Here is a 13,295-nt window from a genome sequence, read left to right on the forward strand (position 1 = left end):
AGTGCAAAGAAAACGGGGTTTCTGGCAATTCCTCCAAGGGTGGCTACCTATGCCTCGGGACGACCGTAGGCCTCGAGCAGCCGCAGCCACACCTCGCTCATGGTGGGGTAGGTGGGGACCGCGTGCCATAGGCGGCCCAGCGGCACTTCTCCCACGACCGCGACGGTCGCCGCGTGGAGCAACTCCGCGACGTCGGCGCCCACGAACGTCATGCCCACCACCACCGACCTCGCCTCGTCGACCACCATGCAAGCCGTGCCCTCGTAGCCGTCGCGGCGAAGACTCGCCCCCGCCACGGCGCCCAACGGCGTCTCGACCACCCGCACGTCCAAACCGGCATCCCTGGCCGCGGCGGCGGTGAGGCCCACCGCGGCCACCTGCGGGTCGCTGAACACCACCTGCGGCACCGCCGAATGGTCGGCGGTGGCGACGTGCGCGCCCCAGGCCCCGCTGTCCACCCGGCGCCCCGCCGCGCGGGCCGCGATCACGTCGCCCGCAGCGCGTGCCTGGTACTTCCCCTGGTGGGTCAGCAGCACCCGGTTGTTGACGTCCCCCACCGCGTAGAGCCAGTCCACTCCCGCCACCCGCATCGTGTCGTCGACGTCGAGGTACTCGCCGTCGGTGAGCCCGACGGCGGCCAGGCCCAGATCGTCGGTGCGCGCCCGGCGTCCAGTGGCCACCAGCACCTCTGCCGCGACGACGCTTCGGCCATCCCCGGTCTCGACCGTGACCCTGCCGCCGGCCCGCGTCACCCGCGTCGTCTCCGCACCGACGGTGACGGTCACGCCGCGCTCCCGGAGCCGCTTGGTCACCGCCTCACCTGCGAAGGGCTCCATCCTCTTCAGCAGCGGGCTGCGGGCAAGGACCGTGACGTCGGAGCCCAGGTCCGCGAACGCCGTCGCCAGCTCGCAGGCCACCACCCCGCCGCCGATGATGACCAGACTCTCCGGCACCTCCCGGGCGCTGGTGGCATCCCGACTCGTCCAGGGCCCGGCAGCGCGCAGCCCCTCGATGCCGGGGATCGCAGCCTCGGACCCGGTCGCGACGGCGACGGCGTGCCTCGCGCGGAGGACCTGGGCGGGTCCGCCGTCGGTCTGCACCGTCACCTCGCGTTCGGCCGTGATCCGGCCCTTGCCACGGAACAAGGTGAGCCCGGCTCCCTCCACCCATTCCACCTGCGACCTGTCGTCCCAGTTGGAGGTGAACTCGTCGCGACGTCGCAGGACGGCTGCGACGTCGAGGCCGCCGGTGACCGCCTCCCGCGCACCGCCCACCGCCTGCGCGGCTCGCAGCGCCTCACCGGAGGTGAGCAGCGCCTTGGAGGGCATGCACGCCCAGTAGGAGCAGTCCCCGCCGACGAGCTCGTCCTCGATGATCGCGACGCTGAGGCCGCCCTGGGCGGCGCGGTCGGCAACATTCTCGCCAGTTGAGCCGGCGCCGATGACGATGAGGTCGAAGTCCGTGGTTTCCATGCTCCATCCTCACCCCGACGGGCTCGTCGTGCAGCGGAGCCTCACAACTCGCCGAGCAGTTCCTCCATCTCGGCGATCTCCGCCTGCTGGTCCGCGATGATCTTCTCCGCCAGCGCCAGGGCCTCGGCGTTCTCACCCTCGTCCAACTCGGCCTCGGCCATCTCGACGGCGCCCTGGTGGTGGGCGATCATCCCGCTCAGGAACCGCTCGTCGAACTCGGCCCCGGACAACCCGTCCAGCTCGCCCATCATCTCCTCCTGGCTCATGCCGTCCATGTCCATCCCGCCGTGGTCCATCCCGCCATGCTCCGACGGCGACGTCTCCTCACCCCAGGCGGTGAGCCAGGCGCTCATCTGCTCGATCTCGGGACCCTGGGCGGCGGCGATCCGCTCGGCCAGGGAAACCACCTCGGGGGTCTCTGCCCGTTCCACGGCCAGTTCGGCCATCTCGATGGCGCCCTCGTGGTGGATGATCATCATCTGCGCGAAGGTGGTGTCCGCCTCGTTGTGCTCCGACGATGCGCTCGCCGTCGCCACGGGCGTCGCTCCAGGTGACGCGGGAGTGGTCGTCGGGGCCGCACAAGCCGACAGTGACGCCGTCAGGACCAGCCCGCCGAGCGTGGTCGCGATCCGTTGCTTCCGGTTCATCTTGGGACTCCGTTCCGCCGACGCGGTCGCCGGCTACGCAGTGGATGCTATGAGCCAATCCGCGCAAAACCACCCGCACCAGGTCAAGAAATGATCAAGAAGCGCCCGTTGTGCCGGCCAGCGGAAGCTGCAACGTGAACGTCGTCCCCCTGCCGACGCCTGCACTGGCAACGGTGAGGGTGCCGCCGTGCGCCAGCGCCAGGCTGCGCGCGATCGTCAGCCCGATCCCCGAGCCACCCGCGTCGCGTGCGCGGGCGGCGTCGGCCCGGTAGAACCTCTCGAAGACCCGGTCCTGGTGCTCCGGCGCCAGACCATCCCCGGTGTCGGTCACGGTGATGACGGCTGAATCCCTCGCCCCGCGCGCCCTGATCTGCACCCGTCCGCCACCCGGGGTGTGCCGCAGGGCGTTGTCGAGCAGGTTCCCGAGGATCTGGCCCACGCGCTGCGGGTCGACGGCCGTCACGCTCCCGTCCGGGTCCGACGACAGTTCCACCCCCTTGGCCGCGTACCGGGCAGCGAACGACGCGACGGCGTGGGAGAGCAGTTCCGCGACTGCGATCGGCTGCCGGTCCAGGACGAACCGACCCTCCTCGGCGCGGGAGACGTCGTCAAGGTCATGGGCGATCTTCTGCAGCCGCGCCGCCTGGAGTGCCAACAGGTGCTCGCTCTCGGAGTCCCACGGGATGACCCCGTCGGCCAGGGCCTCCAGTTCCGCGGAGAGGGTGGCCAGCGGCGTGCGAAGTTCGTGAGCCACGTCGGAGAGCAGCCGCCGCCGGCTCTCCTCGGTGGAGTCGAGCCGCTCGGCCATGCCGTTGAAGGCCTCGCCGACGGCGTCGAACTCCGGCCCGGCATCCCCGGCCGGCACGCGCGCGGAGTAGTCACCCGCCTCGACGAGGCTGGCCGCGGCCGTCAACTGCTCCAGCGGGCGCCGCAGCCGCCGGGTCTCGACCCAGGCGAGCGCCGTCGCCAGCACCAGCGCCACCGCAAGGCCCACGCCAAGCGACGTCGCACCGGCGTCGACGAAGGCCTCCTCGACGTGTGCCATCTCGGCCGAGCCCGCGGGGAGTCCCAACTCGAGCAGGTGTTCGTGGAACAGGGGCGGCCCGACGACCAGGGCCACGAACGCGGCGGTGATCACGCTCGCGGTCACCACCAGCGCCTGCGTCAGGAACGTCCGGGTGCCCCACCGCAGCCTGCCTGCCCGCTCCCGGAGCCCCCTCATCCGGCACCCATGCGGTAGCCCACCCCGCGCACGGTCAGGATGTAGCGGGGCTCGGCCGGCGGGTCGCCCAGTTTCTTGCGGAGGTTGGCCACGTGGACGTCCACGACGTGCTCGTCGCCCACCCACCCCGGACCCCACACCTCGTCGATGATCTGGCGCCTGCTCAAGGCCAGGTTGGGGCGCGCGGACAGGGCGTCGAGGATGTCGAACTCGGTCCGTGTGACGTCGACGGCCTCACCGCCCACCCACACGTCGCGGCCGCCCGGGTCCACGCTCAGGGCACCGAAGGCCCGGCGCGACTCCGGTGGGCGGCTGTCGGCGCGACGGGGCCGCCGCAGCACCGTCTTCACCCTGGCCACGAGCTCGCGCGGGCTGAACGGCTTGGTGAGGTAGTCGTCGGCCCCGACCGACAGACCGATCAGCTTGTCCACCTCGTCCACCCGGGCCGTCAGCATCAGCACGTAGCAGTCCGAGAACGTCCGGACCTGCCGGCAGACCTCGATCCCGTCCATGCCCGGCAGGCCGAGGTCGAGGATGATGACGTCAGGGTCCAGTTCCTGGGCGAGCGCGACGCCGTCGGGCCCGGTGTAGGCCTCGGTGACCCCGAATCCTGCCTGACGGAGATAGGAGCTGACGATTCCGGCGAGCGCGCGCTCGTCGTCCACGACCAGCACCTGGGCGCCCGATGAGTCAACCATCAAGCCAGTATCAACCAGACCGAGCGCGACCCGACACCGCCCCCGGCTGCGGACGACGCGATCTTGGCCGAATCTTGACCACTCCCGGATCGATCCTCAATATTGCCGGGTGAGTCTGGATGCGTGAACGAGACCCTGACTTCGTCCCCACCGAGCGCACGGACCGACGTCGCGGAGGTCACGCTGGTCACCACGACGGCGTGCCACTTCTGCGACGACGCCCACGAGCGCCTCGTCGAACTCGCCGGCCGCGGGTTGTTGAACCTGACGACGGTGCCCGCTGACTCCCCCGCCGGCCAGGCCCTGATCGGTGAACACCGCCCCCGGATGTTCCCGCTCACCCTGGTCGGGGGGCGGTTCTTCAACGACGGCAGGATCTCCCGCGGCAAGCTCGCCCGGCTCGTCGAACAGCTGGAAGCACGCTGATGGGCGCCGACCTGCTGAGCGCCGGGGGCATCCTCGCGGCCTTCCTCGCCGGCGGTGTGGCGCTGTTCGCGCCGTGCTGCATCGTCTTCCTCGCGCCCAGCTATCTGGCGGCCGCCGCCAAGAACCGGCGCTGGCGGCTGCTGCCGCTCACCTTCGTGTTCGCGGCCGGGCTGGCGCTGGTGCTGGTGCCGATCACGATGGGCGTCAGCCTCATCGCCGGCGCCATCGCCATGTACCACTCGGTCCTGTACTGGGCCGGTGGCCTGCTGATGATCGGCCTCGGCCTGTTCGCCCTCTCCGGGCGGATGTGGTCCATGCCGTCGGTCCTGCGGGCCCCCGACACCGCACGCAGCGACACCGCCACCTTCTTCAGCCTCGGCGTGTTCTCCGGGATCGCCTCCAGTTGCTGCGCGCCCGTCCTCGCGGGCGTGATGACGCTCTCGGCCCTTTCCGGATCCCCGACGGGTGGCCTCGTCCTCGGACTCGCCTACGTCTTCGGGATGGTCATTCCCCTGTTCGTGATGGCCCTGCTGTGGGACAAGCGGCCCGAGCGGATGCGCAGCCTCCGCGCCAAGCCGGTGCGCCTGCGCCTGGGCCGCTTCACGCTGGCCACCAACACGGTGAACCTGCTGGTCGCGGTCGGGTTCGTGGTCATGGGCATCGCCGTGATCGGGCAGGCCGGGGCAACCGAGATGACCGGCGCCGACGCACCCCTGGTCGGCATGGGCGCCTGGCTGAGCGACGCGTTCGCCTGGCTGCTGGCGATCACCGCCCCCATCCCGGAGGCCATCCTCGGTCTGGCGTTGCTGGCCCTGGTGTCGGTCTTCGTCCTGGCCACCCTGCGGGACCGCAGCAAGCACTCCCCCGCCCCCGCCGTCGAAGAGCACGCCTGCTGTGACGACGCAGCGCCCGGCTCCGCGACGGACGCCGAGACCCCTCACCTGGCAACCGCCCCGTCGAAGGAGCACCGATGACCCAGACCAGACCCGAACGTTCCCGGCGGGCACAACTGCGGGCCCAGCAGGAGAGCGAGCAGCAGCGGACCCGGCGCACCCGCTCCTGGACGCGCGTGATCAGCGCCGTCGTGGCGGTGGTCGTGCTCGGCATCACCGGCTACGGCCTGTGGACCGCGGTCCCCGAGCAGGGCGACACCTCGCACCTCGCACCCGACTTCACGCTCCCCACAACCGATGGGACCACCGTCACCCTCAGCGCGCTGCGACCGAACCCGGTCATCATCTACTTCAACGAGGGCGCCGGCTGCGCGTCGTGCACCATGCAGATGGCCGAGATCGAGAAGAACCCGGGCTTCGCCGAGGCCGGCATCGAGGTGATCCCCATCGTCATGAACACCGCCGAGCAGATCCTGCCTGACATGCAGCAGTTCGGCGTCACCACGCCCTACCTACTCGACGACGGGACCGTCTCCAAGGCCTACGACGTCCTCGACAAGGGAATGCACCCCGGAATGCCCGGGCACGGGTTCGTCCTCATCGACGGCGAGGGCGTCCAGCGCTGGTACGGCAACTACCCCTCGATGTGGCTGGACCCCCAGGAACTGCTGGACGAGGCGCTGGATCGTCTGGGCTGAGCCGTTTCACGGTGCGCCCCGGTCCCCCTGGTGGGTCCGGGGCGCTGCCGCGTCAGCTGGGGCACTGCCGCTTGGCGGATTCGGCGAAGTCCGGAACGGGCCGGGAAGCGGCCTCCTCGGCGGTGGTGGCGGCCCCGTTGTTCTCGATGTCCTCGATGAGCCAGTCCATCTCCTTGATCTCCCGGCGCTGCGCCTCACTGATCCCCACCGCGAGCTCGCAGACGCGCACGTCGATGATCCCGGCTCGCTCCGACCGCGTGATGGCCAGCGAGTGGTGCGGGATCATTCCGCTCATGAAGGCCTCGTCATCGACGGTGACCTGGCTTCGGTCGAGGTACGCGCCGGCGAACAGCAGCACGAGGCTGACCACGACGATGGCGACGTTCCAGCGCATGTTCTTGTACATCTTGAGCATCCAGGCCAGCATCACCAGCCCCATGGCCCCACCCATGGTCAAGGCCATGAAGATACGGCTCTGGCTGAACCGGATGTGGCCCCACTCCCAGGAACCGACGAACATCAGGAAGTACATGACGACCATCCCGGTGAGGATCATCGCGGCGAACCTGAGGTACATGGGCCCGTCGTGGGAACCGGAGTCATCCGGCCGGGGCTCCTGGCCCTGCGGTTGTTCCTCGTGCGTTGACATCTGACCTCCTACCTCGGGCGCCGGTTCCAGCAGGCGAGAAGCGGTGCCGTCCGACCAGAGCCTCACCGACGCGTGGATCGTTGGGAACCCACATTTCCACAGGTGATCGTCGAGTAGGGCCACTCGGCCGAAGAAACGTCTGCAGTTGCGGTGGTCAGTTGACCTCGCCCGCCTCCGGCGCCCGTGCAGGCCTGGAGGATCCGACGTCGGCGCGCTGGTGTCGAGGACGTTCGTAGAACAACGCCACCAGGGCGACGGCGCCGATCGCCACCGCAGGCACCAGGACGGCCTCGGCCATCGCTGCGGCGACGCCGTCGCGGACCTGTGCAGGCAGTTCCGCCCCGTTGGCCTGGATCTCCGCGAGTGAGGCCTCCCCCACGTGGACGGACAACCGCCAGCCCATGACCGTCGCGATCACGGCGCTGCCGAGCACCGCCCCGATCTGGCGCGTCGTGTTGTAGACCCCCGACCCCGCGCCCGCCCGCAGCCTGGGCAGGTTTCCCGTTGCGGCGGTCGACAACGGCCCCCAGACGAAACTGCTCCCAAGCCCGAGGAACGCCATCGGGACCACCGCCCACCAGATTGAAGCCGGGGATGCCATCAGGGCGCTGAGCCCGAGGAGGCTCGCCGACCAGACCAGCGTGCCGAGGGCCGCCAGCTTCTTCGGGTGGTGCCGGTCCACCAGGCCACCCACCCAAGGTGAGAGCACCAGGGTCACCAGCGCGAGGGGAACGTTGAGCAGCGCGGCCTGGGTGGGGCTGAGACCGCGGGCGCTCTGCGCCCACAGCATGAAGGCGAACGGCATCGAGGTGACGGCGAACCCGACCAGTGCGATCGCCGAGTTGGAGACGGCGAAGTTGCGGTCCCGGAACAGCTCCAGGGGCAGCAACGGCTCGCCTCGGTTGACCCGCTGCCACACGAAGAACGCAACCATCACCAGCGCCCCGACGACGATCAGCCCCCACACGGTGATGGGTCCCGCGATGGTCCCCCACTGGTAGGTGTTGCCCTCCTGGATGCCGAAGACGATCAGGAAGAGCCCCACCGCGTTGAGCGCGACGCCGAGCCAGTCGAAGCGGTGCGGGCTGACCTCCAGCCGGGGCACCAGCCGCATGACGAGCGCGAAGCAGACGACGCCGACCGGCACGTTGATGAAGAAGATCCACTCCCAGCCGAGAGTGTCGATGAGCACCCCGCCCAGCATCGGACCCACCAGGGTCGCGACGCCGGCCACGGCTCCCCACAGCGCCATCGCCTTGCCGCGCTCACTCGCGGGGAACAGCCTGGTGATGAACGACATCGTCTGCGGCGACATCATCGAGGCGCCCAGGCCCTGCACCACGCGCGCGACGATCAGACCGGTCACCGTGCCGACGAGGCCGCAGGCCAGCGACGCGAGGGTGAACACCACCAGGCCTGCGAGGAAGAGCCGCTTGGGCCCGTAGCGATCACCCAGCCGCCCACTGATCAACAGCGGCACCGCGTAGGCGAGCAGGTAGGAGCTGGAGACCCAGATGGCACCGGAGACATCGGCGCCGAAGCTGGCCATGATCGTGGGGATGGCCACGGAGACGATCGTGGTGTCCACCAGGATCATGAAGAACCCGATGACGAGCGCCCACAGCGCGGGCCATGGCCTCGCGTCGGGTCGGGTGTTCGCTGACATGGGCTCCTGCTCTCCGGTTTGGCTGCTCAACTGTAGACGTCCGACCCTGCTCAGGAGGGCTGGCTTTCGGAGCCGGAGGAGGACTGGCCAGAAACTCCGTTTTCTTTGCTCTCGAGTGCAAAGAAAACGGAGTTTCTGTCCTGCTCTCCACGGTGCCCGATCAGCGCCGGCACGTTCGAACCGGGGGCCCCAGTGTGCCCACCTCCACAATCGGACGTGGGGGTTTGCCCGGCGTGCCACCATTTGTTCAGGAGGTACCAGATGCCCACGCACATCACCCACCACTCCACCGTCGGCGACGCCTACGCGCACCCGGTGGGACGCGACGCGCTGGACCGGATCATGCTGGGCCTGGGCCTCTCGCGGGCCTGGGTGGACAACCCGGCCGTACGGGCGCTCCCGCTGAAGCTGCTGGGCAGGATCGGCCTCGGCCACGACCTGACCGACTCCCTCGTCGCGCTCCTCAACGACACCCACGACCACCCCTCCTACCGAAGCGGCGCCATCACGCCGAAGTGGTGGAAGAAGGCCGTGTTCTACCAGGTCTACCCACGCTCGTTCGCCGACTCCAACGGCGACGGCATGGGCGACGTCCGCGGCATCATCGAGCACCTCGACCACTTCGTCGAACTCGGCGTGGACTGCCTCTGGCTCTCCCCCATCTTCGAGTCCCCCGACGCGGACAACGGCTACGACATCTCTGACTACCGGGCCGTCATGGAACAGATGGGGACGCTCGAGGACGTCGACGAGTTGATCGCCGGCTGTCACGAGCGAGGCATGCGCATCATCTTCGATCTCGTCGTCAACCACACCTCCGACGAGCACGAGTGGTTCAAGCGAGCGGTGAGCGAGCCCGACGGACCGACCGGCGACTACTACTTCTTCCGCGACGGCGACCCCGACACCCCGCCCAACAACTGGGTCTCGTTCTTCTCCGGACCGGCGTGGCGGTGGGTGGAGGAGCGCCAGCAGTGGGTGCTGCACCTGTTCGGGCAGCAGCAGATCGACCTCAACTGGGAGAACCAGGACGTTCGCGACGAGGTCGCTGCCGTCGTCCGGTGGTGGATGGACCGGGGCGTCGACGGCTTCCGGCTCGACGTCATCAACTACATCTCGAAGCGGCCGGGGCTTCCCGACGGCAGCGAGTTCGTCGGCAAGCTGCTGGAGTTCTACGGCATCGAGCACTACTTCCACGGCCCCAAGCTGCACGAGTACCTGGCCGAACTCCGTCGCAACGGGTTCGTCCGGCCGGATGCGGATCCCGACGACGTGGGTCCCGGCCGCGACGCCGTCGGCGTCATGATCGGTGAAACGCCCGGGATCGGCGTGGAGATGGGCCGACTCCTGACCGGCGAGGACCGGCACGAGCTGGACATGATCTTCAACTTCGACCACCTCGACGGGCCCGGGAAGACCCGCTGGGACGACTACCGCTACGACCTCAACCACCTGAAGCGCCACTACATCGACTACCAGAGCCGCATCGGATCCGGTGACTGGATGAGCATCTTCTGGGACAACCACGACAACCCGCGGATGCTCTCCAAGGTCAACCCGGACCCGCAGTACCGCACCCAGCTCGCCAAGGCCCTGGCCACCATCCAGATGCTGATGCGCGGCACCCCGTTCATGTACCAGGGACAGGAGATCGCCGCGATCAACCAGAACTTCCCCGACGCCACCCACCTGCGCGACCTCGAGAGCATCAACCGCATCGCGGAGCAGGAACTGCTCGGGCGCGACGGCCTCTCCGCAGTCCTGCCCGGTTCCCGCGACCACACCCGGACCCCGATGCGCTGGGACGCCACCGAGAAGCACGGCTTCACCACCGGGGAGCCGTGGATCGGGTTCCACGAGACGTCGGAGGGCTACACCGTCGCCGAACAGCGCCAGGACCCGGACTCGGTGCTCAACTACTACCGCTGGTTGATCGCGCTGCGCCGCCAGTACCCGGCTCTCACCATTGGCGACATCCACTTCATCGCCCGACGGCGCCGCAACTACTTCGCCTGGTACCGGGAGATCGACGCGGCGGCCGGGGAGCCGGACAGGTGGTTCATCGAGGTGAACCTCCTTGAGTACCCGACGGTCCGGCCGCGCCGGGTCCCGGGGGCGCACCGTGTGCTCGGCCCCTACGAGGTCAAGATCCTGCACGCTCCCCGCGGTCACCGCCACCACCACCGCTACCGCCACCGCCGCTGAACCCGCCCGTTTCGCGTAGCGCAGCCGGGCTGTCCTGAGACGCTCAGGAACGGGCGAGCAATGCCGTAGGTATATGCTTGCTGCATGCAACTATCTGAGGAACTCGCGCGCCTGTTCGCGAACCTCGGCCCCGCGTTCTCGCGGATGCCGGACGACGGGCTCCGCAACCTCGACTACCTGGTCCTCGCCTGGATGGCCAACCGCGCTTCGCTCGACGGCGTGCGGCTGAGCGACCTCGCCGAGGCCCGAGGGTTCGACGTCTCCACCATGAGCCGCCGCGTCGCGCACCTGGTTGGCTCCGGGATGGTTGAGCGCCAGCCGGACCCCGGGGACCGCCGCGCACAGTTGCTGCACCTCACCGAGGCCGGGCGCGCCGCCGTCGCCAAGGAACGATCCCGCCGCGTCCGGCTGATCACAGAAACGCTCGACGACTGGTCCGAGGAGGACAAGTCCCAGCTCGCCCGCATGCTCTCCCGCCTCAACCAGAACCTGGAACTATCCCTGTGACAAGCGCCTCCGCCGCCCCGCAACCCTACGAACTCAGTCCGGAACACCGTCGCGTGTTCATCGGCCTCATGATCGGCATGCTGGTCTCATCCATCAGCCAGACCATCGTCGGTCCGGGCATGCCCCGCATCGTCGCCGACCTCGGTGGCATGGAGCATTACTCGTGGGTGGCGACGGCGGCCATGCTCGTGTCGGCGGTGAGCGTCCCCATCGTCGGCAAGCTCTCCGACCTCTATGGCCGCCGCTCGTTCTACATCGGCGGACTCGTGGTCTTCATGGTCGGTTCGATCGTGTGCGGATTCTCGGTCGACTTCTGGATGCTGGTGCTCGGGCGCTGCATCCAGGGCCTCGGCATGGGGACGTTGATGCCGCTTTCCCAGACCATCATCGGCGACATCATCCCCGCCCGCCAGCGCGGCAAGTACCAGGGCTACATGGGCGCGATCTTCGGCGTCACCTCCGTAGCCGGTCCGCTCGCCGGCGGCTTCATCACCGACGTCCTGGGCTGGCGCTGGCTGTTCTTCGCCACCCTCCCCCTGGGAGTCCTGGCCCTGGTCGTGATCGCCCGGTTCCTTCACATCCCGCACGAGCGGCGCGAGGCGAGGATCGACTACCTGGGCATCGCGACGCTCACGCCGTCGCTCGTCGCCATCCTGCTGGCGACGTCGTTCGGCGGCACCAGCTACGCCTGGAACTCCCCCCAGGTCATCGGGCTGTTCGCGTTCGGCGCCGTCGGCCTGGCAGCCTTCGTCCTGGTGGAAGTGCGCGCGGCCGAGCCGATCCTCCCGCTGCGCCTGTTCCGCAACTCCATCTTCACCTACGCCAACGTGGCGGCGTTCACCATCGCAATGGTGATGTTCGGGTCCATCATCTACATCCCGGTCTTCGCGCAGGGGGTCATGGGTGTCAGCGCCACCGAATCCGGCCTGATCCTGCTCCCCTTGATGCTGGGGCTGGTGCTGGTCGGCATCGTCGCGGGGGTGATGGTCACCCGGACGGGCCGCTACAAGGAGATCATGCTGGTCGGCGTCATCGTCATGGCCGCCGGCGTCGGGTTGCTGACCCGACTCACCGTGGACTCGACGCGGCTGGAGCTGGCCTCCGCGATGGCCGTCTTCGGCATCGGCCTCGGTCTGGCGATGCAGCTCTATACGCTCGTGGTGCAGAACGCGGTCACCCGCCGCGACCTCGGCGTCGCCACCGCCTCGACGCAGTTCTTCCGCAACGTCGGCTCCACCGTCGGAATCGCCATCTTCGGCTCCATCATGACCGGCGGGCTCGCAGCCGCGATCGCGTCGCACCTGCCCGAGAGCATCGTCGCGGAACTGGGCGACGGGATCGGTGACATCGACGCCGGTTCGGTGCTCGACCCCGAGACCATGGCCGCGCTGCCGCCGGAGGTCCTGGCCGCGGTCCGGATGGCCCTGGCGGACCAGCTCCACATCGTCTTCCTCGCCTGCCTCCCGATCCTGGCCATCGCGTTCGCTGCGACGCTGCTGATCAGGGCGATTCCCTTGGCCGACACCGTCACCAGCGTCGACGAGGCGCGCCGCGAACTGCTGGACACAATGGGCCAGTCGGCCATGAGCGACGAGGTGGTCCCCGGCCTCGGCGCCCACGACGAGGGCATCCGCACCCGGGAGCGCATCCTTGCGGTGCATCTGGGTCTGCTGCTGAGGGAGAGCCGGAGGCCCGACCGCGAACTGCTGCGGCGCGCCATCTCCGACATCGGCGACGGCGACCTGGCGGCCGGCCAGGCCATCGTCGAACAGACCGCCCGGATGCTCGGTTCCGACGACGCGCGCGAGATCGTCGCTGCGGAGAAGTACGCGGCTGCCCTCGCCCGCGCTTCCAAGCGCAAGGGCGGGGTCATCAGTGAGGACCTCCGAAAGGAGATCGCCGTCCGGGTGGCAGCAGACCGGGAACGCTCCGAGGTGCTCGCCTCCTTCGAACCGTCGGTCACCGAGGACTACGAAGCCGTCGACGTCAACCAACTGCGCTACGCCACCAGCGATCTCTCCACGGTGTTGCTGCTGGACCTGGCGCGCCCCGAGCCGGGGATCCCGGAAGTCGCCCGTCCGGTCGACTGAGAGTTTCCCGCGCCAACCTGCTTCCTTGGCCGCACCATGTATTGCCGCGTCGGCAAAGTCGTGCAAAAAGGCATGCCGACCGGTACACCGGTCCCTCCCCAGCTGCGTTGTAAGGGCAAGAC

The 13,295-nt window shown here is 69.0% G+C and carries 12 protein-coding genes; 6 read left to right on the forward strand and 6 right to left on the reverse strand.

Annotation, left to right across the window (positions count from 1 at the left end):
• Positions 1-47: 47 nt before the first annotated feature.
• The 4 genes from LKO27_RS12110 to LKO27_RS12125 all read right to left on the reverse strand — a co-directional run bounded on the left by LKO27_RS12110 (position 48) and on the right by LKO27_RS12125 (position 4,039).
• Positions 48-1,472, reverse strand: coding sequence for an NAD(P)/FAD-dependent oxidoreductase (locus LKO27_RS12110; RefSeq protein WP_227737767.1), 1,425 nt, complete (start codon positions 1,470-1,472; stop codon positions 48-50).
• A 41-nt stretch (positions 1,473-1,513) separates the two neighbouring features.
• A complete protein-coding gene (locus LKO27_RS12115) occupies positions 1,514-2,119 on the reverse strand; it encodes a DUF305 domain-containing protein (protein ID WP_227737768.1) in 606 nt (201 codons plus the stop codon).
• 94 nt (positions 2,120-2,213) lie between these two features.
• A complete protein-coding gene (locus tag LKO27_RS12120) occupies positions 2,214-3,341 on the reverse strand; it encodes a cell wall metabolism sensor histidine kinase WalK (RefSeq protein ID WP_227737769.1) in 1,128 nt (375 codons plus the stop codon).
• The gene (locus LKO27_RS12125; RefSeq protein ID WP_227737770.1) at positions 3,338-4,039 is read right to left on the reverse strand and encodes a response regulator transcription factor; all 702 of its coding nucleotides are present in this window, start codon (positions 4,037-4,039) and stop codon (positions 3,338-3,340) included. The genes LKO27_RS12120 and LKO27_RS12125 overlap by 4 nt, the downstream gene beginning before the upstream one ends.
• Positions 4,040-4,162: 123 nt before the next feature.
• Here LKO27_RS12125 and LKO27_RS12130 point away from each other — a divergent pair, with 123 nt between their 5' ends.
• Genes LKO27_RS12130 through LKO27_RS12140 form a run of 3 tightly spaced genes read left to right on the forward strand, consistent with a single transcriptional unit; the run spans position 4,163 to position 6,056 of the window.
• On the forward strand, positions 4,163-4,465 hold the full coding sequence (locus LKO27_RS12130; protein WP_227737771.1) for a glutaredoxin: 303 nt from the start codon (positions 4,163-4,165) through the stop codon (positions 4,463-4,465).
• The gene (locus LKO27_RS12135; RefSeq protein ID WP_227737772.1) at positions 4,465-5,439 is read left to right on the forward strand and encodes a cytochrome c biogenesis CcdA family protein; all 975 of its coding nucleotides are present in this window, start codon (positions 4,465-4,467) and stop codon (positions 5,437-5,439) included. Before LKO27_RS12130 ends, LKO27_RS12135 begins: the two co-directional genes overlap by 1 nt.
• Complete coding sequence (locus LKO27_RS12140; RefSeq protein ID WP_227737773.1) at positions 5,436-6,056, forward strand: peroxiredoxin; 621 nt, start codon at positions 5,436-5,438, stop codon at positions 6,054-6,056. The genes LKO27_RS12135 and LKO27_RS12140 overlap by 4 nt, the downstream gene beginning before the upstream one ends.
• A gap of 52 nt (positions 6,057-6,108) precedes the next feature.
• On the opposite strand, the gene LKO27_RS12145 is transcribed toward LKO27_RS12140, so the two are convergent.
• Positions 6,109-6,705, reverse strand: a complete 597-nt coding sequence (locus LKO27_RS12145) for a DUF305 domain-containing protein (protein ID WP_227737774.1) — start codon at positions 6,703-6,705, stop codon at positions 6,109-6,111.
• A 154-nt stretch (positions 6,706-6,859) separates the two neighbouring features.
• Positions 6,860-8,371: a DHA2 family efflux MFS transporter permease subunit gene (locus LKO27_RS12150; protein WP_227737775.1), complete on the reverse strand. Its 1,512-nt coding sequence runs from the start codon at positions 8,369-8,371 to the stop codon at positions 6,860-6,862.
• Positions 8,372-8,632: 261 nt separating this feature from the next.
• Here LKO27_RS12150 and LKO27_RS12155 point away from each other — a divergent pair, with 261 nt between their 5' ends.
• The 3 genes from LKO27_RS12155 to LKO27_RS12165 all read left to right on the forward strand — a co-directional run bounded on the left by LKO27_RS12155 (position 8,633) and on the right by LKO27_RS12165 (position 13,173).
• A complete protein-coding gene (locus LKO27_RS12155; RefSeq protein WP_227737776.1) occupies positions 8,633-10,576 on the forward strand; it encodes an alpha-glucosidase in 1,944 nt (647 codons plus the stop codon).
• A gap of 84 nt (positions 10,577-10,660) precedes the next feature.
• Positions 10,661-11,083, forward strand: coding sequence for a MarR family winged helix-turn-helix transcriptional regulator (locus tag LKO27_RS12160; protein WP_227737777.1), 423 nt, complete (start codon positions 10,661-10,663; stop codon positions 11,081-11,083).
• The gene (locus LKO27_RS12165) at positions 11,080-13,173 is read left to right on the forward strand and encodes an MDR family MFS transporter (protein ID WP_227737778.1); all 2,094 of its coding nucleotides are present in this window, start codon (positions 11,080-11,082) and stop codon (positions 13,171-13,173) included. The genes LKO27_RS12160 and LKO27_RS12165 overlap by 4 nt, the downstream gene beginning before the upstream one ends.
• Positions 13,174-13,295 lie beyond the last annotated feature (122 nt).

It is taken from the genome of Tessaracoccus sp. OS52, assembly GCF_020687685.1.
GTDB lineage: Bacteria > Actinomycetota > Actinomycetes > Propionibacteriales > Propionibacteriaceae > Arachnia.